Source organism: Parabacteroides faecis, from assembly GCF_014647375.1.
Lineage (GTDB): Bacteria > Bacteroidota > Bacteroidia > Bacteroidales > Tannerellaceae > Parabacteroides > Parabacteroides faecis.
Map to the genome: position 1 here is coordinate 85,161 of NZ_BMPB01000007.1, position 24,959 is coordinate 110,119.

Genomic DNA, 24,959 nt, shown 5'->3' on the forward strand with positions numbered 1-24,959 from the left:
CAAAGATATATATTTTAACGGAAAATCAGGAACAAATCCAAGTCGCTTTACGCCATGCTCCTTCGAACGGCCCCTGTTTATGATTCTTTAACCACCAATGACAGAAGCCTAACTGAAGGATGAACAACAACACTCCTACTCCGAAACTGGCAGTGACACCCAGGTATTTATACAATCCCAGACCATAACCGAAATAGATAAACGAACCTATGATCGACTGGCTCAGATAATTAGTCAAGCTCATCTTTCCATAAGGAACTAATCCATATAAAATTTTATGGGAAGTTGCCTGTTGCCACAGAAAAACAAAGACAGAAACCAGAACACACATGAATGAAAAGTTACGGAAAGAGGATACAATCGTATTCATCGGAGTAAGCATGCTCCTGTTCGTCAATAAATCCGGCAACGACAAAGACAAATAATACAGAGGGATGAAACAAATAAGACCGATCAAAAAGGTTCGTTGCCAAAAAGTACGGTGTTCCGCAAGATTCACAAACAACTGTTTACGTCCGATCAACATACCCAACATGAACAAAGATGCAGTCTGGAAAAAGCGTCCGTAGCTCCAGCCCCATAGAATGCTGAACAGTTGGCCATCCCATAAATTCGATTTGACCATCTCCCAAAAATCAGGCTGGCTGAGGAATGGATACATTTTTCTGTGATGCACCAGCCATTGCTCGGCCGAAGCCATATAATCAGGATGCAGCATTGCATAAAAGAATTTACCCCATTCCACAGGCTGAAGCATCAGGATAACGGCAACAATTAATACAGCACGATCACTCCAGCGGCAAACAAGAATGAGTACGACACCGATTATTGCATAAAGGACAAGTATATCTCCCGGAAAGAAAGCCCCGTTGAAGCAACCTATAACAAACAATAAACAGAGCCGCCACAGAAAACGCAAACGGAAATCCTTGCCTTTCCTGGCCTGGTTATTATACTGAATAAAAAAGCTGAACCCGAACAATAAAGAGAAGATCGCATAGGCCTTCCCTCCAAAAAGGAAAAACAGTGTGTCCCAGACTCCTTTATCCAGGCTTTTCATAAAATCAGAAGTGACTTCCGGAAATTCGTAGAAATTAAAATGTTCGATATTATGTAAAAACATAATCGCCATAACGGCGAATCCTCTTAATGCGTCAACAACTTCAATGCGTGGTGACTTGAGTGGCATTTCGTGCTCCATGGTAAAATAGGTCTTTTTTAATATTGGGCACGAATTTAACAAATAAACCTAACCAAACAAAAAAAGCATCCCCAACAGATGCCTTTTTTGTTTCGCAGACTTAAATAGAATACTCAGAAATAATCTTTCTTTGTTTTAAACGGCTTAAATGTAGAAACGTCCACTTACGATTCTGTAAATATGAATGCGAATACCGTGCCAGAATCCGTAAAAGGTCTTCGTCTATTTCATAAACTCTTATAACTTAACAGAAAAGAGAGATAAAATGTTTTAGCTAACAAAAATATAACAAGGAAGACACTGGGGAACATAATACACAATTGGGGATTTTTTCTACAAACCTGTTCCACAAAAAGGCTGTTATCAACTAACAACTGCCGACTAGGCTCGCTGCCTGATCAATAATCTTTTTCACTTCGGCAATTACCTCTGAAAGCAACGATTTCCATTCTTCTTCAGGCAATGTGGCAGCATTCTTCTCTATAGTTCGTAGCTTTTCAACCAGAGATGTTACACCCAGCATTGTGAACAAGGGAACCATTTTATGAGATGTTTTTGCAGATAGTTCCCGATCGTTATCACGTAAAGAGTCTTCAAGCAGAGCATTACTCTTACCTGTTTCTTCAATAAATGTTTTCAGGATAGATACGGAAGCATCCCTGTCTTCACCGGCAAAAGCCGTCAGCGAATCAAAGTTGAAATCGGAAGTTACCACCAATTCCGTCGACAACAGTTTATTCAATAAAGAAATTAACTGGCGGGCAGTAAAAGGCTTATTCAGAAAACCGGTAAAACCGGATTCCAGATAATGGTCATGCTCATTCTCCACACTGGCGGAAAGTGCAATAACCGGGATCGAATCACTACCCGGAATGCCGGATTTACGTATGCTTTCCAACAACTGATAACCATCCATTCCCGGCATCTGAATGTCCGTAATGACAGCATCGAAAGCGGTGTTCTGCAATAAAGAAACTACCGAGAGCGGATCGGTACAACAAGTTACTTCCACATGATTCTGCCGCAGATATTCTTCTGTAAGAGCCAACTGTAGCGGATCATCATCGACCAGCAGGCAATAAACTTCACGCCCGGCAAAAGACGGTCCGGACGGCTCCACCGCAATTTCTTCCTCCAGTGCAGGAAGAACCTGAACATCGGCCACAGTAAGCGGCAACTCGATGGTAAAGTCGCAACCCTGTCCGACTACACTCTTCAATGAAAGTTCTCCTCCCATCAATGCCGTCATCTTCCGGGTGATAGATAAGCCCAATCCAAACCCTTCGGCTTTTTCAGTGGCAGAAAGACGGGTAAATTCTCCGAATATACGTTCCTGCTCTTCGGGAGGGATTCCCGGACCGGAATCACTTACCAGCACATTCAGCCGAGCACTGTTATCTGTTAAAGCAGTGATGGATATCACCATGACAACCCGTCCCTCACGTGTAAACTTAAGGGCATTCGACAACAAATTACCCACCACCTGGCGGATACGGATCGGATCTCCGATATATAACTTATCCGTCCCTTCTTCTTTCAGATTCAAGACAAATGTAAGATCCTTCGATTCGGCAATCGGCCGGAAACTGGTAAATATCTCATTGAACAAGGCCGACACGCTGAATGGAACTCGCTGTATCTCCATTTTCCCCGATTCAAGCCGGTGAAAATCCAGCAGGTCATTGACCAGTGACAAGATATGACTGGAAGAACCGGACATATTTTCCAGATAATACTGCTGCCGTTCGTCCGGATGCCTTTTCAGCAAAAGATCTATATATCCGATGATGGAAGAGAGCGGAGCCCTGATATCATGGCTGATCGTCAACATCATCTTTTCCCGGCTATGCAACAGGTCTTCGGCATACTGCTTCGCCTTCTCCAATTGCATTCTGTAATATTTACTTTTCGAGACATCACGGGTGATCATAAAGATAAAGATGATCACAATAATGACAGAGACGACGGCAATACCGGCAATCAGCAAAGATGTTTCACGCAAAATCAACTGTTTGTTCTGCATACGTTCCAGCGAAGCGTTCACCTCTTCTTCTTCGATATCACGTAATATCTGGTTGATCTTACGGGTAACTATACTATTATTATACCTCAGATTGGCAGCGCGTTCCAGTAACTGATCCGCCAACAGTTTACGTTGTCCCGCAACACTATCCTGCAGGCTTTTCAGCACACTGGCAATCGTATCCGAAGGATTATAAGCGTTCACCAGGGTATCCGTCACGATCTGGCGGGTTGTATTGACGATAATACTCGTATCTTCACGGCTGGGAGAGAAAGCATCTGCCAGACGGCGGAAAAAACCGCGCGGCTTCTTTTGGGAAAAGATGGTATCCTGCTTGACTACCACATGTTCTTTTATCTCCTTTTGCTCGATGAATGTATCCTGTTCGGCTATCACCTTTTCGATATTGATCGTATAAAGATGTTCCGTATTCGTTTCTTTCCAGGTTTCCAGCAAACGTCGGGTATTCAACCGTTTCTGCCTTAACAGCATATCGATCGTATCGATCTTCAATAATTGAACTGAGTCGGTGATCAGGACACGCAGTGAATCCATATTGCTGTGAGCCTTATTCAATGTCCGGTTAAAGTGATTTACATCATTCTGAGGCATACCGACCAACTGCCCCAATGCCTCACTTTCATAAAGCAGTGATAACGTATTTGTTACAAGGTAAACTTTCTGGCGGGCTTTTCCGTCCGGTTCTTCTTCACCGGCCACCTGTTCGATGATCCGATAGATATATACGACAGAGCAGATCGCTATTGCAATCAACAACAAATATCCCAGAATAACCTTAAGGGTAATATGTCCACTTTGTTCTGCCATAAAACAAAGGTAGAAGTTTATCTCAAAAAATCAATCCTTGTCGTAAACAATTCCCCATTTGTCCAACATATCGAAGTCGGTTTTCTTCAGTCCGACTTTCCAGAAAGGTACGGGATCATCATGATCTCCAAGGTACATACGATCACGGACCGTAAAAGACGGATTGGACACCGCCAATGTAGAATCGGAAACATCCGTATGTATTCCGGCAAGATCCAGCACTGTATGGAACACGCTGTTCGTGCTGACCGGCAGAGCCTGATGTGCTTCTGCCATCTGATATTTTTCCGGATAAGCTTCGCGGTATGTATCCGAGAACCAGATCACATAGGGTATATGCAACTGATAATAAGTAGGGATCGGAGATGCATGCAGATAACGCGCACGGGCATCATCGAAAATATCTTCACCATGGTCGCTCAGATAAAGCATGGAAGCACAGGCATTCGTTTTTGCCAGCATACCGGCAATTTCGCTCAGTACGTAATCTGTATAAAGGATTGAATTATCATAAGCATTGCGCAATTCCTTTTTATAGGAGGCACGAATTCCTTCCGCTTTATCCGGCTTAAACAGAGAAAAATCTTTCGGATAACGTTCGTGATAATTAAAATGCGATCCGTAAGTATGAATCACAAAAAACAGGTTTCCTTCTGTCTTATCCAGTTCTTTTTGCAGATAAGGGAGCAATTCTCCGTCATGTAGCGAAGTAAGATAAGCTGATTTCGGTTTGAATGTACTCATATCGATGAAAGCATCCGCCTCTCGGTAAAACGAACCGATCATCGAAGTACTCAGATTTTGATTGGCTATCACCACCGTATGAAAACCGGCTTCCCTAAAAGCGGTAACGATACTTTTTTCATCATATATCACTCCGTAATTTTCCGCACTGGCTGCCGACAGAATGATGGGGACACTCTTATGCGTATTATTGGATTGTGTCACCACATCGGTAAAATGAACCAGTCCATCCAGTTTTTCCATCCGGGGAGTCGTTTCACGCTCATAGCCATACAAGCTCCATTCCATAGCACGTGAAGTCTCTCCGACTACCAGCACATAAATTTCACGCTTCCCGCTGGCCTGTTCCGGCTTCATTGCATTGAATCTGAAATCAGCGGATGTGATATGATAGTTGCTGTTTTTCTCCGCTTTATTGATCGCGAAGTAAAGATTATAAAGGGCATTTCCCGGATAAAAATCATCTTTCAGAGAGACCTGATGTCCCTGGATCGGAGCCAACAAACAAAGAATAATCCCCAAAATGAAAACACCAAAACTCCGTATGGCCCATTTCTTACGGAAAGGCCCTGTCAATTTCGCTTTCATCCGGACAGACCAGGTAGCCAGCAATAAAGTCGGCAACGTATAAAAGAAAAAGACACCTATAATCACCAGAAAGATATTTCCAAGCAATTCACTGGCTTCGGAGGCTGTCGAGCTGGTCAGATTCAGGAACATATCCACAGCAATGACCGATTCGCCGAAAAGGTGAAGCAGCACCAATTGCCCTCCGTCCAGTATGACTTTCGGCAACAGACACCAGACTATGATTCCCGGCTTACGTGCCAGTAAAAGGAGGCCGACCCAAAAAGCATAAGGTAATATCAAAGAAGCAATCCCAACTGTGACAGGCAACGGTTCCGTAAAGAACAAGACACAATTAGGAACAATAAACAGCAACGCAAACAGGAACAGTAAATGTTCCTGGGATGTGAACCAATCCCTCAACTTTATAAAATAACTCATCGATATACCGTAATATTCCTAAAAAAACAACTATTCTTTTCTCTTCTCCCGCATTCATTTACGGGCGAACTGCAAAAGTAGGTGTTATTCAGCATATACTCATACTCAGCACATACAAAAAAAGTTATTTCATGATTATTAAAAATGCAAGTCCTTTTGATTAAGAACTTGCATTCTGCTATTTATGACAAATAAACATTACTGAACAGTAACCTCATCCAGGAAGAACCAGGCCGGATAACCTACTCCATAATGCCAGGACGGACAGGTTTTAACACCTTCAATCTCCACTTTTATATAGCGGGCCGTTACAGGAGAAGGAACATCGCACTTGACTCCTACAAATTTCACCTGTACGGAACGGTCTTCCTCCAGGCTCTTTTCGCCGAACGGCTGCCAGGTCTTATTATCTGAAGAGATAGAATAAGTTACTTTTCGGGGAAGTAATATCCATGCCCCCAGCTGGTGAAGGAAGTCACTTTCAACCGAACGGACAGGCATGTCTTTTCCCAGATCGAGAATAAAGGAACCATCGATTCCCTCCCATCCTATCCAGCTTTCCACGAAAGTGGTTCCACCGAACAGTTCATCGGTCAGGGCTGCCTCACCTAAAGTTTTATATTTACCGGACGGTTCCTGCAACCAGATAATCTTCGCACCCTTTGCCAGGTTCTTTGCCTTGCCGGGCAGATAACGCTCAGTATATAGTTTACAATATTCAGCCGGCGGATTGTTTCGTTCATTCAGGGTCGGAATATTGAACTCGCACGTACGTTCTTCAAACAGAGCCAGATTGGCTTTTACCTCTTCCAGGTCGTGATTTCCTTCAGCACGTGCTATTTCCAGTCCGGCATATTGCAACGGCAAACGCGATAACCGTACCCGTTTCAACAGAACGGGATCATCAGCAACCGCTTGCTCTGCCTGGTCGAACAATTCGTTATAACGCTTACGGCAATTCGTATTCAGCATACCATCCTTATGCGTAACCGGAGAATCATAGATCCAGAGACGTTGTTTACTGGCGAGCAAACCGCCTTCCAATAGTTTCTCATATTGATAGATATAGGGAGATGCTGCCCCATAATAACCATCCATAAATGCCCGCATCAGTGAATCGGCATTCTGATAAGGGTTCCACATCAGCTTACTGACCATATAAGCGCGCATCTCCGGGAAATCTCCGCCCTTCGATCCTCCGATCTGCGAAAAATGCATGGTAGCATGGTGATCTTTAAATAACTGAATATTCTTTTGCAGAATCGGGAAATTCGGGAAAGGGGAAACGTAATTATCAAAATTGATTCCGTAATCCCATACAAATATATTATTACTGATAGCAGACCAGCCTTCCATCGCTTTCATAAAATCCTGCCCGGAAGCATTGTCTGTTAACGGCACTTCGCGATCACAGTCAATATCACAAAGCATGATGTTGACATTCGGCAGCGGCTTGACATGTTTGGGCGGATGCATGGTATATAAATAAGCCAACGTCGAAAATTCCTTATCCGGAAAACGGGCCGCCAGTTTATTCAGGAAATGGATCAGACTACCGGACGGACCTCCCTCCTGTTCATCGAGTGCCTTACATGACGGACAACTGCAATTGGTAAAATTACCATCGTTCTGGCTGACGGAGATCATATTCTTTCCGGGATTGGCCTTAAAGATCGAATCGATCTTCTGCGCAGCCATCTCGAATACTTCCGGGTTGGTCAGACACCACTGGCTGGCTTTCCCGGGGCGGCGTTCGCCATTGATGAACGAATAATATTCGGGATGCGATTCTCCATATACGTCCGAAGGAAGAATACGATCGAACGTATGCACCCACATTCCTCCGGCAAAGACTTCGGATGGTTCTTCAAAACGGAACCATAATTTATAGACAGGGTCTTCCCGCAAGGCATAGCACTGGCTTTGGCGGTAACGGAAGGCTGGATTCTCCGCACGGTCCAGCTCCGGAATAACCACAGTAGAACATTTCTCCAACCTATAAGCATCTGCACTATAATAGGCTACTCCGAGATAATCTTCCAGCAAAGTTACGGCTCCATAGATATTCCCTTTATCGCCGCCACTGCTGATATAAACAATTCCATTATCTGTTTTCAGGCGAAATCCGTCTTCAGTCAGACCGGAGGTATCTTTTCCTCCAATCACGATATCTCCTTTACGGGGGGATTTATCCGTCAGTACAGGCAAAGAAGCTCCGCTTATCCGTTGCACAAAATCCTGCAGAAGAAGTGCCGCCTGATTATCTACGGAATTATCCTTTTCTATCAGAATACGGGATGCAGGTTTACCCTCTTTCACTACAGTCACCTGGGCTTGCAGGCAGGTGGCTACAGATAAAAGGAATGCAGTACATAGGTTTAGTGTTCTCATGTTCATAAGTGTTTAGTAGCTGTTTTTACAGCTTTTGTATGATTCCTATAAATTCTTCATTCGTTATATCCAGTTCCGGCTCTTTGTAATTCACATAATCTTCAAAATAATCACTGGCGATATCGGCAACGATCTCTTTCCCTTCCAGACCATAGGAAGAAACCAAATCTTCCACCTTACTTCTTATCTGCCGGATCACCTGCAAACGATCTTCATATCGATCCGGTTTTTCCATATCTGTAACATGTTCATTACGGGCAATCAGATATACGACTGTGTAAAATTTATCTACATTACCAAACACTGGGATAAACAACGCTTTTTTATCTTCCGGCAGAGCAGCCAGAAATTCTTGTATCTTAGTCATAATTCTCTTTCAATTAAATTCTGTAGGACAAATCTACACAAAATATCCCTGACTCACGAAAACACACCGACACATTTTTGAGAATCCGTAAATTAGGTAAATATATCCTTGATTCTGGTACAAAGCCGCTTGTTGTAATCCGGTAATTTTGTAATGTGAAATTAATAGAGAATGACATTACCTAATTAAACATTAAAAGTATGGCAAGAAATTCATTCCGGAAACTACGTATTATAATGGTCGCATGCTTTTGCATCATGGGAAGCTTATTCGTTGCAAGCTCCACTAAAAATGTTGTTACAACGACAGACATATCCGAAGCGACAAGTACTCATTTAAAAACTGATATAACAATGAACGAAAATCAGAATTTAACGCAGGTGTGGGACAAAGTGTTCCCACAAAGCGACAAGGTTGATCACAGTAAAGTGACCTTCCGTAACCGCTACGGTATTACGCTCGTAGCAGATTTGTATATACCTAAGAATGTCACCGGCAAACTGGCTGCCATCGCTGTCTCCGGTCCGTTCGGTGCCGTAAAGGAACAGTCGTCGGGCCTCTATGCCCAGACACTTGCCGAGCGCGGATTCCTGACTATTGCATTCGATCCTTCGTATACGGGCGAGAGTAGCGGTGAACCCCGATATGTAGCATCACCTGACATCAATACAGAGGATTTCAGTGCAGCAGTCGATTACCTCTCGACGCGCGATGACGTCGATCCCGAACGTATCGGTATCCTCGGTATTTGTGGTTGGGGTGGCATGGCACTCAACGCAGCAGCTATCGACACCCGCATCAAGGCAACGGTAACTTCGACGATGTACGACATGAGCCGCGTCAATGCCAACGGCTATTTCGACTCGATGGATGCCAATGCCCGTTACGAACTCCGGAAACAACTCAACGCCCAGCGGACGGAGGATGCGAAGAACGGTACGTATGCGCTTGCCGGTGGTGTAGTCGATCCGCTGCCTTCCGATGCTCCGCAATTCGTGAAAGACTATTATGACTATTACAAGACCGAACGCGGTTACCATCCCCGTTCACTCAACTCGAATAATGGTTGGAACAAGACCTCGTCCTTGCCGTTCATCAACATGCCGCTGCTCTCTTATAGCGACGAGATCCGTAGTGCCGTACTCGTAATGCACGGAGAGAAAGCTCACTCCCGCTATTTCAGTGAAGATGCTTTCAAAAAACTAAAAGGAGATAATAAGGAGCTGATGATTATCCCGGGAGCGAACCACGTAGATTTATACGATCGGATGGACGTAATACCTTTTGATAAGTTGGAAATATTTTTCAATAAGAATCTATCCAACTGAACCACGGATGAAAAAATCTATTAACTTTAGGGCCTATAAACGAATTAAAATCTGATATTCCGACTAAAATTAACGCATTATGATTAAAAGAGAGAAAAGTATTGAACTGCTGAACAGAGCAGTAGCTGATGAAATGACAGCAGTCAACCAGTACATGTATTTCCACTTCCGTCTGGATGATATGGGATATGACTTGTTATCAAGCCTTTTCAAACGTACTGCCATTACTGAAATGATGCACGTAGAACGCCTTGCCGAACGTATCCTGTTTCTGAAAGGTGAAGTAGAAATGAAATGCTCCGGCCCGGTAGAAAAAATCCACGATGTAAAAGCAATGCTCGAAAAAGCGGCAGAAATGGAAACCGGAAGTGTAGACGATTACAATGCATGGGCTAACGAATGTGCCCAACATGCAGATTCTGCTACCAAGAAGGTATTTGAAGGTTTGGTTATCGAAGAAGAAGGTCATCTCGACCAGTTCGAAACAGAAATCGAAAACATGGAAAACTTCGGTGCAAACTATCTGGCATTACAATCTATCGAACGTAGTAAAATTATTTCTTCGGGTGGCACTCCGGCAGAATAATATAAAAAGTTGTTATAAAAGACCACTATATACAGTGGTCTTTTATAACAACAATCTTTTCAAAAATATTGAACATCAATTTATTATCATTCTAACGGTCTCAACTAGCCTCAACGGAGCTAATGTAGTATCGACTTGTCTTAAAAACCATTTTTCATTGTACGTCAATTGTTCCCCAAGTTGTAACACGGTATATGGTCCATGATTTTCCAATTCTATATAAGTCCCTTCCTTCTGAGCAAAAATCTCAATCTCACCTTGACCCGGAGAAAGTTCCGTAATTGATATATCTGGATATTTTTTGATAAATAACAAGTTATCTATCAAATGGGCCAGCCATCCTTCTTTAGCTGTAGAAAATAACTTTTGAGGTTCCGGAACAGAGTCTTTGTTAAAATGATACCAAAGTATGTCATCATTAACAAATACCCCTTTCAAAGAAGATGCTGGTAAATCCGTATTTTTATCAATAGGGAAAAAACTAACTCCGCCTTTTGTACGACAAACATCCCATGCCGCCACTTTTTTCTCTTCTCGCGAAATATTAAAAATAGAATATGCAATCCTTACAGAAGAATCTCTCATATCAATACTGAATTTTTTCTGAAAACGAAAACCACTGACAGTATCAGGTTTACTATCCAATACTAAAGTATCCTGATCCATCCTAACGACATAAGACTCTGTATCTAATACTGGATATGGAGGCCATCCCCAATCACGCTGGGGAGACGGCCAAAGAGTCGAACCATAATTCAACTGATGCACTGAAGCAGGACTCAGTATTTCTCTTCCATTATAAGTATAAGAAAGTATACGTCCACCTTCGCTGGATGAAACAGAAAACGTATTGTTCCCTACAGATAATGTATGTACTCCTTCATTATTGTATTTGGTCATGGAAGGTGGAACACTACCCATCGAAATACCAAATGTAGAAGAAGGACGAGGCCCCATTACAAACACCAACGTTCCTCCCGCCATGATATCCTGATGACGGAGATACAACTTATTATAATCCATCCCATTTAACGAGGCTGATTGAATATAAATATTTTCCGAAGTTAAATTCTTGACTTGCACTTCAAAAGGCTTGTTGCCGACATTCAAAGTGGCCTGATCGATCATTGGTTTACCAAAAACATATAATCCTTCCGCCGGATTAACAGGATAAAAACCTAAAGCACTAAAAACATACCAGGCAGACATCTGCCCACAATCCTCATTACCACAAAGTCCATCAGGCAAGGTTGTATAAAGTGTAGTCATAATCTCATGTAGCTTTTCCTGACTTTTCCAAGGCACTCCTGCATAATTATATAAATAAGCAACCTGATGGCTTGGTTCGTTACCATGAACATACTGTCCTATAAAACCAGAAATATCTAAAGGGACATCTTCTCCTGAGACATTTGAGTGCAAACTAAATAAGGAATCCAAAGCATTAATAAATTCATTATCCGAACCAAATAAATTTATCAATCCCTGAACATCATGGGGAACAAAAAAAGAATATTGCCAAGAGTTTCCTTCCACCCAATCACATTCGCCATACGAAGAATAGAAAGGATCAAAAGGACGGCGTGGTTTCCCTATAGAAGAAACACCATTCATCAATTTATATTCTTTATCAAAATAGACGGAATAAGATGCCGCTCTTTTCATAAAATAAGCAAAATCATCCGTTTTCCCCAGTTCTTTAGCTAATTGTGCAATGCACCAGTCATCATAACAATATTCTAAAGCAGTTGCTACTGATTTATTATATTTATCATAAGGGATATAGCCATACTCTTTCAGATATTTCACACCAAAATCATTTTGCATAGCCGACGTGACCATTGCTTGATATGCTTTTTCCACGTCATACCCACGAATACCCTTAAAATAAGCATCAACAATAACAGGAATAGCATGATAGCCAATCATACAATTGGTTTCACTTGCCCATAAAGGCCAAACCGGCAATAAACCGTACTCATCATACTGACGAAGCATAGAATTTATGATATCATTAACCGTATTCGGAGCTATAAGAGTAAACAAAGGATTAGCAGACCGGAAAGTATCCCATAAAGACATTACTGTATAATTATTAGAACCATCTGTTTTATGAACCTTTTTATCGAAACCCCAATAATCATTATTGACATCAGAAAACAGATAGGGGGCCAATAAGGAATGATACAAAGCTGTATAAAATTTTTTCATCTCTGCCCTATCAGCTTTCACTGCGATTTTTGATAATTCTTTTTCCCAGCTATCACAAGCCCGTTTATGAACACCATCAAAATCCCAACCGGGGATTTCCGTATCCAGATTCCGTAATGCATTCTCGATACTTACCGCAGAAAGACCAACCTTAACAAAGATGACTTCTCCTTTTTCCGTATCATAATTAATCAACGCTTTTAGATTTTTCCCTACCGCCTGCTTCAAACCACCAGAGACGACCTGATCGTCTATAACCAGATTACAAGATTTAAAAGGTTTTGAAAAACGAGCAACAAAAAACAACTGCTGGTTACTCCAGTATTTCTCACCTGGTTCACCCCAACCTTTCGACAAACGCTTCCCTGCCAATGTCTGATCATCCACGATCTGCAAAGAAGTCTCTTTTACACTATCTGTCGAATAATGATGAAACAGATCCAATAAAATATGCGCATCATCCGTTGCCGGATAAGTATATTTATGGAAACCACAACGAGGAGAGACAGTGAGTTCCACCATAATATCATAATCCAGTAGTTTCACTTTATAATATCCAGGCGACGCAGACTCCTCTTGATGAGAGAAACGGGAACGGTATCCGGTATCTGGATTTTCGCGTGTTCCGGGTACCACATTAACCGCTCCAACAGTCGGCATCAGTAAAACATCCATCAAATCACTACGTCCTGTACCGGATAAATGCGTATGGCTAAAACCGATTATAGAGCTATCTGTATAATGATAACCAGAACACCAGTCCCATCCTTCTAAATGCGTATCAGGACTTAATTGAACCATTCCAAAAGGAACAGCTGCACCAGGAAATGTATGTCCGTGTCCATCTGTCCCAATAAAAGGGTCAACATAACTTAGAAATTCACTATTCTCAATGTTCGTTACTTTACCTGAGCTACATGCTATCAACAGAGTGAACAATATAAAAATAGAATAATAGTATTTCATAAACAATTAGTTATATTAAAAAGATCTCTGTTCAATTCCAAAATATGTTTGGCAAGACAAAGCTACATTCTATTAAATTCATAATCTTCTATTTAGCAAATGAAAACTCCAATTCATTTGCCCAATGTTCTTTCCAATCTGGATGAAAAGCACGACTGTTTTTCTTGGAAACACTTCGTTTACGTGCCAGTTCCATACAAGCTCCGCGAGCACCATCATCATTTACCCGACAGGAGAATTTTATCTTTTCTCCGTTATCCAACGATTTTTTAACATCCGGTATTTCACTCCATGGAATAGCACATTCCGTATATAATGTATTACCTTCACGACGTGTTACTAATTTTCCATCCTTCACCGCACCATCATAAGGTGATTTAGGTTGGCGAGGATAGAAATGTTTACGGGGCATTCCCGGAACCAACATACGCCATATCTCAAAGCCTCCTCCATATTCGGGTGCTACAGTATTCAAGGCATATTCATAATCTGTACATTTATAACCTACGTAGCGAGGTATCGTTCCCTTTGGATGTGACTCCATTCCATCTTCACCAATTGGCAAAACATTGAATGCTATCAAAATATTATCGGTAGGTTTATCCATAGAGGCATCAGGCAATACGGGGTCTTTCCGGTATGAAAAACGACGAACACCTTCCGGCCATTTCAGTTCAACAAGATCATCATAATCAACGGTTTCGCAAGAAACTCCAACTGGTAATTCCGGAGTAAATCCAACCAGATAATAACCGTTTTGACCATAGATAGATTTCCAGTTTCCTAATGTATCAAAGTCTTTTTTTACCATAGTAGCAGCAGTTTTCCCCGTAACGTTCTGTCCAGCTACATCAAAAAACAGACCGCCGAGTTTAACTGTATACCACCAACCTTCTGCTGTGCAACGAATTCTTACTTTCCCAGATAGATCCAATATCAAATAAGTACCATCCCAGACTTTAGGAATACGTTGAGTCATCAACTCTTTTCCTGTTTCCTGATCGTACACAACAACCTCGATATTATATTGGTCTATATCCGGAAAATAGAGAGCTGTACGAATAAATTTATCAGCTGGTAAATCCAAATCCACACCTATGGAACGGGTTGTTTCCGTATTTTCAATATAATTCATGATACGGGATTGACCATCCGGAGCTTGAAGAGCTCTTTGGTCTCCGTTATCAGCACTCTGCTTCCTCTCCTCGGAGTGCATAGCCCAAACTGTTTGCATACGAGCCACATCCGGATAAAAGAAATCATCGTCATTACGAGTTTCAAAACGATAAGTCCCTTTATTGGGTGTTTGATCTGCTACTTTTGCCGCAAAATAAAAATATTGATCATCGTAAGCTAAATAAGCTGTGGCCATACCATCTGCATTCGTTTCAAACTCCTTGAACGGATACCAGGCTGCTTCTGTCAACGAAACACTTGCACTGGAAGAACCTTTTATGGTTTGGGGAATCACATTTGCCCAATCGTCTAATTTTCCATCTACTTGAATAGTTTTTCTAGAAATGTAGTTAACATGCATATCTTCCCAATGTGCAGCTACCCCATCCTTGCCTCCATCAAAATAGACATCCAATGGATATGTATTATCTGCAGTTGCTTCTCCTCCGGCTATATTTACAGAAATAGTCCTTGTCTCATTAGGTCCTAATGAGACTTTTTCCGGATAATTCAGTTGTAAATTTCCTAATTTCACTTGGAGTCTACCACTAACTTTCCTATTCAATATATTCGTCAGAACAAGATCCATTGATGAATGATCCGATACCGGTACAGTCATATCCTTTGCCATTATTTCCAAAGGTTCATATCCCTCAATACGAGCATTTTTCAACGCATACAAAAGCTGTGAAAATGAGCCTTTACGACCATCAGTTCGCATATAATACCCCCTATAGTTAAGTGGAATTTCATACTTGCCATGATGAGGTTGTATCACATTCCCGTAAAAATCATATAAGATAAAAGAAGATTGTGCGTTCAAAATAAGACTTCCATCTTCCATTGCTTTATAACTGTTTAGGGCATCTTCTGCCTTAGCACGTTCTACCGAGCCTTGCGGCATAGTTACTATTTTTTTCCGGAGTGCAATCTTTTCCGCAATTTCCTTCTGGCTTCTTACATTACGGAACAAGATGTTTTCCGCACCGAAAGCTTCCCCCAAATCTCCGGTAATAACAACAGTCCCGTCATCTACATTTTTTTCATACCCATCGAAAACCATTACCCAAGGTAATCCGTTCTTAAATAATAATTCTTTAAAGTCTCTCTCTCCGATCAGAGCCTGTACAGCCCCCATGGCAGCTGCTGGTGACCAAGAACTATGAATGGATGGTATTATCTCCACTCCGTTCGTCGTACGAACTTCCATATTCGGAACTGTATTATGAGGATCGCCAGAATACATATATCCGCCATAAATTCCCATCGAACGATCATATCCTGCAGAACGATTGGCTGCCACAACCAGCCCTATACGGTCATCCGTATTTCCAACCCAACTTTCAGTATCCCAAATCAAAACCCTTCCTTTATGATCTTTACGGTTATTCCATTCGGGATATAGAACCGGGGATTCCATTCCCTGATAATGAATAGACAAAAAATCAAAAAACGGTAACATATCCATTGTTCCGTCACTGAACAATTTATCCCAAGCATTAGAATTCGAGTCACAGCCACCTATCAATACGTCCACTCCCTCCTTACGTGCTTCCATTACACCTTCGGCCATCGCTTTATAGATTTCACGATAACGTAGCATGTCGGCCTGCCAACCGGAAATAGAAATACCCTCCCAGGGTTCGTTCCAAAGGGAAACTGCTGTAACCGGCCCATTCGGCCATCCATGTTTCAGACACAATTCTTTTACATATTTCTTAAAATCTTCATCCAGTGAAGGAAGCCAGGAATAATCCTGTTTTGTCCGTTTATAAACTCCATTTTCATCCAGAAAAGAACGCTGAGTACCCAGAGGTGTCTGTGACTGTCCTTCACCAAACATCAATAGGACAGTTATATTATTGTCTTTATAACGTTTCATCTCTGCATCCATCCGACGCATTTCATTTTGATAATTACTCATAGTAGTCGGACAGTAAGATGCTCCGTATCGGATAGCTTGTACACCAATCCTGCTTAAAAAATCGACACCCAAATCATCCAATGATTGTTTCGGATACTGCATCTTGACAGGTGATGGTTTCATACTACGTACAAAACTGGTAGCCAAACGCCTACCATATTTTCCTAAATCGAACACAATAGCATAACCTCCGAAGATATCCGGAATTTCCGGTAAAATTTCCATATCAATATATCCATTCGGAGATATTTTGACAGGAGTAGAAATCGTCTGAAGCTCTTCAATCTTATACATCTCCGGTAACCAAATATCATTAGGTACACCCCTTGCTCCATAATGTATCACATATATAGATGCATTTACATCAATAAAGTCTTCCGTATTACTTATCAATTGAAAAGTAAATTTCACTTTTTCTCCTGGCCAGAATACATTAGCTGGAGCACTTGAATAAATAGTTTTGATATCATAATCGTAATGCCGTAGACCATTTTTTACTCCCATGACATTTTCATATCCAATCCACTCATAAGGTTCTTTCATTTGTGCATGCAATAAGCAGGAGAACACACATAAAAATACCAATAACAAATATCGCCTTTTCATATCTTCATTTTTTATTTAAACTGTTTAATATCCGATCCTTTTATATCTCCAGAATCTTTTACAACCAAAGGTTTAACATTCTGAACTAACTTACATTCCACATTCGTCAGCGTTGTAGCCATTACATTATCAAGAAAAAAAGCCGGGCGAACTTCGGAACCATTATATGACAACTTTACATTTTCACATATCAGTTGTTTTACATTCCGAATAAACCATCCCCAACAAGGTAATATGCGTGAATCTACATGCGGTTGTCCAACTTCAATATTATGCAGCGACGGATCGTCATGTCCTTCATATTCAATCGAGATATCACACAACCGAACTCGTTCGAAAGTACCACCTTTCCAACTCTCCACTGAGGATGCAGATTTTGTTATACGAGTCGCTTTTATTCGTTCTACTTCTATCGTACCACACTCATTGTCCTCATTCAAGATAAACATGAAAGGATTATCCAGATTATCTATTGTCAAATCGTGAATAGAAACATTGTCGACTCTTCTCGGAGCATTTCCCCATCCTCCTGGCTGTAATAAAACAGCAGATAGCATATTGGTTCGTTTATGTTCCTTTGAGGTTCGATGAGGAAACACTCCCGGTCCTTTAAATGTACAGTGAGTTATTCTTAGACCAGTTGCCGGCATAATCATGCGAATACCATTACAAGAAGAGTTAATATAACAATCGGTTATTGTCATATTTTCCCAGTAACCTCCGGCTATCGCGTCGTCACCGGTATAAAATTCAGAATTACGTATCAAAATATTTTTACCTCCGCGAATATGTATACCGTCCCATCCTTCCTTAATCGTAAGATGCTGAAAAGTTGCATTTTCTATTTCATAGGCCATAAAAGCATAATTTGCAGCATGAATAACTGTGATACCAGATAATGTTATATTCCGCGACTCTCCGAGCAAAATAGTGTGAGGTCCCCTCATGTTTTCCTCTCCATCCGGATCAAAAACATGGTCGCCATCAATTACTCCTTCACCAGAAATAGAAACATCTTCAACTCCAACCCCTAATATCAAAGCTCGGTTCCAGTTATATTTATCTGCATTATCATATTTCTCCATCTCTTTGGCCGGTATATAAGGAGCATAGTCTTCTAATTCCGAAACACCTTTAATAACAGCCTCCTTTTCAAGAAAAAGTGACACATGATCCTGGAGACGGATCGTTCCGGTCAAAAAAACACCGGATGGTACAACAACCGTTCCTCCTCCTTGTTCGGAGCAATACCGAATAGCTTGATCGAATGCATGTGTATTCAATGTTTTTCCATTTCCCTTTGCACCGTAATCCCGCACATTAACTCTTAAATCGGCAGATGACGCAATAGCCCGTACTGCCCCATGAAGCAAAACCAGACAAATGAATAACTTTATTATAATCTTTACATTCATGACTATGATCTTTATATTGTATAAGTATAGACCTGATTCTTCGAAGCTCGTATTTCTTTCATTCGAGAACTTTTACCGGAAAGAATTGTCTTTACAACCGAACTTTTAGGTAGATGATGGTGAAAATCGCTAAAAGCCCATAAAACATATGTATTATCTTTATGATACAGCACACCTGCCTCATTTTCCAGTATTTCGCGATCATATAAATAAGGTTCTACTTCATTATATGCTTTAAAGAAATCGAATGTCGGAAACTCATCGTCTTTACCTCTGACCGGAACAAGCTTTTCTTTATCAACATCCCAAAAGACGAACCAGGACATTCTGTAAGCCAACCCTTTAAATAAAACATCAAGAGGATCAAAACCCAAATTCCGTATCTCCTGTGGTTCAAATGTTGCGATACAATCCGTCCAAATATACATACAATCGAGCCTCATCTTTACTCCCGGACCACTGCGATGGACACCAAACACACCAATATCTTCCCCTGTATAATGATACCCCATTTCCTGCATATCACGTATCATGCTGATATGGGCCGGATACTGGGAAAAAATGCCCTTCACTGGCTCTTTTTTGGGGCGATAATATCCTAAATTATCTAACTGGTCCAATGTGGCACCACCTTTACGAACAGCATTCATATTTTGAACATGATGAAATTTATTACTCGTCATATTGAATGAACTATCCAGAAAAATCCCCCGGATACCGATATCATCATGTAGTTTTTTCCAGCATTTCATCCAATAAGCATAAATATCAGGATCACGCATATTCAATGCACAAAAACGTGGTGTATAATGATCTGCCTCTATCGCATTAGAAGCATTTCTTATCCAAGGCATTTGTGCTTTCTGCACAACCTCCATCACCGAACCCTCGACCGGAAGACGTCTCAGACGATCAGTTGGTTTTTCTTCCGCATAACTAAACATCTCTGCTAAAGAAGAAATAGCAGTATTTCCCCACATCTCGACCGTCACACCTGCATCATTTGCCTTTTTACATAATTGACGCATATTATCTTCACCTACAGTATCAGCTATTTTATAATCGATATTACAACACATATTAGAGACTCCATATACATTCATCGTATTCTGACATTCATTAGGCAAAAAAACAGTTTTCAATTCGGCAGCAATAAATGCAGGCATTGCCCGATTTATATACTTATCCATATCTGGTATCTGCCATTCTTCAATCACACCATAGGTAGTCACACGTTCCCGTTTCAATCCAGCATTTTCATGCAAAATATCATAAATAACATCTTTGGCTGCTTCATATATATTAGCCGCTTGAACTTCGGTTAATTCTCCTGGTAACCACAACACTTCAACCGGAGATGTTTTCAGTTCATGCCCTAAATCTGCACAATGTTCATGATAATGAACTAACTCCGACTTTCCTTCCTCTTTTTCAAACAAAGAATTAATATGTTTAACCTCATTAGGCCAGGTAAGCAATGTTCCTTTTGAAGAGGTTGTGAAAGTGAAGCCCTGTAATGTTGTTTGCAAAGGATGAAACTGGAAAATATTAGGATTCTCAATACCCGGTAAATACCATTCGGAAGAATAGAAATCTTTATTTGTTCCAAATTTAACCTTAGAAGGAACTACGCCACTACGCATCCAGAATTCATTTCCTATCACATCACCCCCTATTTCCCAAGTTCCTCTATCCAGAATTCGATAGATAGGAAGTGTACTACTATTATACACATACTGATAAGTAAATCCCTGCCACGTTTTATTCCCGATTTCACGTGTCAAAGGTTTCAATATGAGTTTAAGTGTGGTGTCCTTTGCCGGTTGCGGACCTTCTGTCCAATCCGATAAATTCCGTCTGTTACGCACCGTATGAAGCATCCATTCCATAAGACCGTCATTTATTTGATCTGCCGAAAATATCAGTTCTATAGAATCATCCGTTATTTTCTGATCAACCAAACGATAATTCAGTAAACGAATTCCATCAGGTGTCGTAATCTCTACAAACATAGGTCTTCTTGGACTTCTAAGTTCAATCCCTCCTATGCTAATACTTCCCAACCCTAAAAATTCGTCTCCGATCATTATCGTTTCAATCATTACATCGTTCTTCAATATTGATCGAGTTGTTTTTCTGGTTCTATTCTCTCCGGTCGTTAGTACAGAGGGAACTGCCAACAAACCTAATGCAGCAGTAGTAGATTGTTTTAAAAAGGTTCTTCTTGTCTTCATCTGTATAAACTTATTATTTGCTATTTATAAATATGGAATTTCACTTTTCTTATGGAAGGAGTCGTCATTCTAATAGACAATTCATCCCCATTCATCCGACGTTCAGAATGCCACACACCATCGTCAAAAGAGCCTTCTTCATGTAATAAGAACTCAATCTGCATATCAGATTTTTCAGAAACCGGATAGAAAGACAGTTGCATACCAAATCCACAAATAAAAAACTCATCTTTATCCGTTTGCAAAATCAAACCACCAGATTCAGATCGATATTCATTTTCATTACGTTGCTGATTATAACGCACTTGTATCCGATAATTCCCTAGTTGACAAATTTCTTCTTCCCGACCAGTGTACAATAAACCGATATTCCGATCTTTGCCACAATGCTGACTAAAGAAGGGTAAAAAACCCTTTAATGATTGATACGAACGTGCCACAACAGCAGCTGTTTCCGAGTTAAAACCATCTATTGCAAAAGGAGCAAAACACATAGCATTCCTACCCAAAGCATAATAAACATAAGCTGCCTGTCGCACAGACGGTGCTAACTCTGGCAAAAACAAAGGATTCCCTTGTTGTGTATATTGATCACAAACTTTTTTAAAATCATCCAAATAAACATCCGCCCCATACAAATCTATCGAAGGAGCACCTGCACGCCATACATCAAACATTTTTGAAACCGGACCACCACTGGGATAATTAGGAACCAAATCCTTCGAAAAACTGCCATCCAACCAAGCATTCACATACATAGGTATGGCATATTCCGCTTTACCAGCCAGAATTATGTCTTCTACATATTGAGAAACATACCAAGCAGAAAAGACTTCATCCGCACCATAACCAAAAACTTCACGCCATGTTCCTGTTAATTTATTTCCTGTAAGCTGAAGCATATTTTTCATTTCAGATGTAAGATTCAGTTTGTTTTGCTTCAGATATTCTATTAAAGTAACCGGTACTTGTTCTTTAAATGCAGCTTCAGCGATATTACTCCGATCCCTGGATGTACCTAACAAGCCTGTCTCATTTTCCACTTGCATCATCAATACAGTCTGTTCCTTTGCATCATACTCTCGTATATATCGCATCAACTCCGCAAAAGCTTTAGCATCAGCCTTTCTGGTATTTTCTCCAAAAGCAGATAAAGCACCAGAATTGATTCCATTTTTAATTTGCATTCTCGGAAAGCGCTTAATATTAGTCTTGACCCATTCTGGAGCATACGTCGACCACGTATTTTTCCAAGTACCAAACCAAATCAAAATCAGTTTCATGTCATTTTCCCGAGCTTGGTCTATAATACCCTTTACCAATGCATAATCATATTCTCCTTCACGAGGCTCAAACAGCTCCCAAGAAACTGTTGCTATGACTGAATTTAAATAACGTTCTTTCAAATCTTTCATTCGCGGAGATAAATATCTTAGATTGGAAGCTGTAGAATTATGTAGTTCCCCACTTAGAAAGATAAAAGGTTTTTCATCGACAATCAATTGTTTGACTCCTTCCCGATTCACGGTGATATAAGGTAATTTTTGTGCATCCACACAAAAGGTTGTAACAATTAAAACTACAGTTACAAGACTAAATACTCTGTTTTTTTTCATGGTCGTAAAGAATTAAAAAATAAAACAATGCCCTCATGAGAAAAGCCACAACCTCTCCCACGAATAATAATTTATTATATTTCAATCTATTATATTAGATAAATCACAAATATTATTCTTCCAGAACAATATCCAATATACCTCCACGCACTAAATCGGAGTGATTTATAGTAAAGCCTGCATATCTCTCTCCATCCAACTTCATATTTTTAATATATGATTTTTCACAAGCATTTACTCCCGCATTTATCGTAAAAAACTTCCCTGAATAATAGCTTTCTTGTAATCGAATTTTCACCTTATCAAAAATCGGAGCCGTTAACTGATAGACTGGTTTAGCTGGACAATCCGGATAAAATCCTAGCATCGAAAAAACCAACCAGGCAGACATGGTTCCACAATCATCATTATCCGTTATACCATTCTGATCGTCACCAAAATAAGTATCTATACAATGTCGCGTCCAATATTGGGTTCGCTTTTCCTCCCCTTTTACATAATTAAATAAATACGGGTATGAGATATCTGGTTCATTTCCCATATTATAATAACCTTTTTCAAAACATTCAGCCAACTTATTAATAAAAGCTTTTTCTCCTCCATTCAACTGTATAAGTTCCGACATATCAAAGGGTACAAAAAAATTATAATGCCAAGAACACCCTTCCACAAATCCTGGTTGACTATGCCATGCCGGAACACCCGGATTTGGGTCAAAATCAACCAACCATCGTCCATCTTTATATTTAGGTCTCATAAATCCAACTAACGAATCATAATAGTTCCGATAATAACCAGCACGCTTCATAAAAAGCAAATAATCGGAATCTTTACCAACTATTTTAGCCATGCTTGCTAATGCATAATCTGCCATACAATATTCCAAACCAGTAGAAACACTTCCCCAAACAGAGGCTTCGTTATCTTTCTTCCCGTCCGGTTCGGGTATATAGCCTAACTCTAAAAACTTCTTATAGCCAGGACGAACAATATCTGCATCCATTCTTCCGGTATCAGCATTTTCTAACATAGCCTGATAAGCTATTTCAATATCAAAATCGCATATACCACGCACATAAGAATCAACAAGAACCGGAATGGCCGGATCACCAACCATTACATTCGTCTCCATACTACACAATTCCCATTTTGGAAGACGACCTCCTTCCCGATACATATCTATCAATGAATTAACCATATCTGATTGACGTTCTGGATACACTAACGAAAGCAATGGATGTACTGTACGATATGTATCCCACAATGAGAACAAAGTATATCTGCTTCGGTTTCCTGAATTTCTGATCTCACCGGAAAGATAAGCTGGATATTCACCATTAATATCATTCAGGATATTCGGATGAATTAACACATGATAAAGTGCTGTATAAAACATACGTTTATATTTTTCTGTACCTCCCTCCAGGCTGATACGGGACAATTCTGTATCCCAACTTCCAATGGCATTTTTACGGACAGTATCAAACTGAAAGCCAGACTGTTCCGTATCCAGATTCAAACGCGCATTGTCTATACTAACATATGAAACGCCAACCTGAATTTCAACATGTTCTCCATCTTTCATATTATATGTAAAGTAAGCCCCTACGTCATCTCCTTCTGTTTCGATTGTTTGCAGGCCACATAATTCCTTATTATTCCAAAGACCTGATTTCTGAGGTTGCTTATTTACCCTTGCTACAAAATAAACAGTACTCTCCATTCCATTTCCACAGAAATTCCCTATCTTCTTATATCCTTCAATCTCTGTTGAAGAAACAATTTTAACAAATGCTCCCGAAACAGTTGATACAGACATACCGGCATTAAACAAGATATGTCCTTCACCCCCAGAAAAAGTAAAACGTTCAATTCCGCTTCTGAGGGTTGCAGAAGCTTCCGCCCTAATCCCATACTCCGGTAATGAAAGAGCATAATAACCAGGATGTGCAACCTCTTCTGAATATCTACATACATAATTGGCCGGAGTAATTTTTAACTCTCCAGAAATAGGCATTACAACAAACGTTCCCAAATCTGGACAACCGACACCACTCATATTCGTGTGGGTAAACCCCGAAAAGAAAGGATCCCCATAAAAATATGTGTAAGGTTTGTGTTCACTAAATGCAGGGTCATCAAACGGATCATACGAATTGAAAGGACTTACCGAAACCATTCCGAAAGGGCACATTGCACCGGGATGTGTATGGCCACCATTGGAGGTTCCAATAAAAGGATTCACGTAATCGGTAGGAGATTCATCAGCCCTCACTACAAAAGAGGCCAATAAAAATAGCCCTATAAAACAGTTATACCATCTCATTTTCTTCAC

At 40.6% G+C, this 24,959-nt stretch carries 13 protein-coding genes; 2 read left to right on the top strand and 11 right to left on the bottom strand.

Going from position 1 to position 24,959, the window contains the following annotated elements; genetic code table 11:
• Window positions 1-25: 25 nt before the first annotated feature.
• The 5 genes from IEY67_RS11205 to IEY67_RS11225 all read right to left on the bottom strand — a co-directional run bounded on the left by IEY67_RS11205 (window position 26) and on the right by IEY67_RS11225 (window position 8,562).
• Window positions 26-1,201: a DUF418 domain-containing protein gene (locus IEY67_RS11205; RefSeq protein ID WP_183671484.1), complete on the bottom strand. Its 1,176-nt coding sequence runs from the start codon at window positions 1,199-1,201 to the stop codon at window positions 26-28.
• Window positions 1,202-1,568: 367 nt separating this feature from the next.
• Complete coding sequence (locus IEY67_RS11210; RefSeq protein ID WP_183671483.1) at window positions 1,569-4,052, bottom strand: ATP-binding response regulator; 2,484 nt, start codon at window positions 4,050-4,052, stop codon at window positions 1,569-1,571.
• A gap of 30 nt (window positions 4,053-4,082) precedes the next feature.
• On the bottom strand, window positions 4,083-5,804 hold the full coding sequence (locus tag IEY67_RS11215) for a phosphoethanolamine transferase family protein (RefSeq protein WP_183671482.1): 1,722 nt from the start codon (window positions 5,802-5,804) through the stop codon (window positions 4,083-4,085).
• Window positions 5,805-6,002: 198 nt separating this feature from the next.
• Window positions 6,003-8,195 (bottom strand): glycoside hydrolase family 20 protein, encoded by a 2,193-nt coding sequence (locus IEY67_RS11220; RefSeq protein WP_183671481.1) that lies wholly within the window; start codon window positions 8,193-8,195, stop codon window positions 6,003-6,005.
• A 25-nt stretch (window positions 8,196-8,220) separates the two neighbouring features.
• Window positions 8,221-8,562 carry a hypothetical protein gene (locus tag IEY67_RS11225; protein ID WP_122360261.1) on the bottom strand — a complete coding sequence of 114 codons (342 nt, stop codon included), beginning with the start codon at window positions 8,560-8,562 and terminating at the stop codon, window positions 8,221-8,223.
• Window positions 8,563-8,762: 200 nt separating this feature from the next.
• On the opposite strand from IEY67_RS11225, the gene IEY67_RS11230 reads away from it, so the two are divergent.
• A complete protein-coding gene (locus IEY67_RS11230) occupies window positions 8,763-9,890 on the top strand; it encodes an alpha/beta hydrolase (RefSeq protein ID WP_229801035.1) in 1,128 nt (375 codons plus the stop codon).
• Between the two features lie 79 nt (window positions 9,891-9,969).
• Window positions 9,970-10,476: a ferritin-like domain-containing protein gene (locus IEY67_RS11235; protein ID WP_122351471.1), complete on the top strand. Its 507-nt coding sequence runs from the start codon at window positions 9,970-9,972 to the stop codon at window positions 10,474-10,476.
• 75 nt (window positions 10,477-10,551) lie between these two features.
• Here the strand turns inward: IEY67_RS11235 and IEY67_RS11240 are convergent, their stop codons facing one another.
• The 6 genes from IEY67_RS11240 to IEY67_RS11265 all read right to left on the bottom strand — a co-directional run bounded on the left by IEY67_RS11240 (window position 10,552) and on the right by IEY67_RS11265 (window position 24,950).
• Complete coding sequence (locus tag IEY67_RS11240) at window positions 10,552-13,653, bottom strand: GH92 family glycosyl hydrolase (protein WP_183671480.1); 3,102 nt, start codon at window positions 13,651-13,653, stop codon at window positions 10,552-10,554.
• An 88-nt stretch (window positions 13,654-13,741) separates the two neighbouring features.
• Entirely contained in the window at window positions 13,742-17,359 is a 3,618-nt protein-coding gene (locus IEY67_RS11245; protein WP_183671479.1) for a DOMON domain-containing protein, read from the bottom strand.
• A gap of 11 nt (window positions 17,360-17,370) precedes the next feature.
• Window positions 17,371-18,774 (bottom strand): glycoside hydrolase family 28 protein, encoded by a 1,404-nt coding sequence (locus IEY67_RS11250; RefSeq protein WP_183671478.1) that lies wholly within the window; start codon window positions 18,772-18,774, stop codon window positions 17,371-17,373.
• Between the two features lie 11 nt (window positions 18,775-18,785).
• On the bottom strand, window positions 18,786-21,008 hold the full coding sequence (locus IEY67_RS11255; protein ID WP_183671477.1) for a hypothetical protein: 2,223 nt from the start codon (window positions 21,006-21,008) through the stop codon (window positions 18,786-18,788).
• 20 nt (window positions 21,009-21,028) lie between these two features.
• Window positions 21,029-22,624, bottom strand: a complete 1,596-nt coding sequence (locus IEY67_RS11260; RefSeq protein ID WP_183671476.1) for a GH35 family beta-galactosidase — start codon at window positions 22,622-22,624, stop codon at window positions 21,029-21,031.
• A gap of 112 nt (window positions 22,625-22,736) precedes the next feature.
• Window positions 22,737-24,950, bottom strand: a complete 2,214-nt coding sequence (locus IEY67_RS11265; protein WP_221267805.1) for a GH92 family glycosyl hydrolase — start codon at window positions 24,948-24,950, stop codon at window positions 22,737-22,739.
• Window positions 24,951-24,959: the final 9 nt, after the last annotated feature.

Coding starts and splice junctions, on each gene's coding strand:
- IEY67_RS11205 (WP_183671484.1), bottom strand. CDS start 1,201: ATGGAGCACGAAATGCCACTCAAGTCACCACGCATTGAAGTTGTTGAC.
- IEY67_RS11210 (WP_183671483.1), bottom strand. CDS start 4,052: ATGGCAGAACAAAGTGGACATATTACCCTTAAGGTTATTCTGGGATAT.
- IEY67_RS11215 (WP_183671482.1), bottom strand. CDS start 5,804: ATGAGTTATTTTATAAAGTTGAGGGATTGGTTCACATCCCAGGAACAT.
- IEY67_RS11220 (WP_183671481.1), bottom strand. CDS start 8,195: ATGAGAACACTAAACCTATGTACTGCATTCCTTTTATCTGTAGCCACC.
- IEY67_RS11225 (WP_122360261.1), bottom strand. CDS start 8,562: ATGACTAAGATACAAGAATTTCTGGCTGCTCTGCCGGAAGATAAAAAA.
- IEY67_RS11230 (WP_229801035.1), top strand. CDS start 8,763: ATGGCAAGAAATTCATTCCGGAAACTACGTATTATAATGGTCGCATGC.
- IEY67_RS11235 (WP_122351471.1), top strand. CDS start 9,970: ATGATTAAAAGAGAGAAAAGTATTGAACTGCTGAACAGAGCAGTAGCT.
- IEY67_RS11240 (WP_183671480.1), bottom strand. CDS start 13,653: ATGAAATACTATTATTCTATTTTTATATTGTTCACTCTGTTGATAGCA.
- IEY67_RS11245 (WP_183671479.1), bottom strand. CDS start 17,359: ATGAAAAGGCGATATTTGTTATTGGTATTTTTATGTGTGTTCTCCTGC.
- IEY67_RS11250 (WP_183671478.1), bottom strand. CDS start 18,774: ATGAATGTAAAGATTATAATAAAGTTATTCATTTGTCTGGTTTTGCTT.
- IEY67_RS11255 (WP_183671477.1), bottom strand. CDS start 21,008: ATGAAGACAAGAAGAACCTTTTTAAAACAATCTACTACTGCTGCATTA.
- IEY67_RS11260 (WP_183671476.1), bottom strand. CDS start 22,624: ATGAAAAAAAACAGAGTATTTAGTCTTGTAACTGTAGTTTTAATTGTT.
- IEY67_RS11265 (WP_221267805.1), bottom strand. CDS start 24,950: ATGAGATGGTATAACTGTTTTATAGGGCTATTTTTATTGGCCTCTTTT.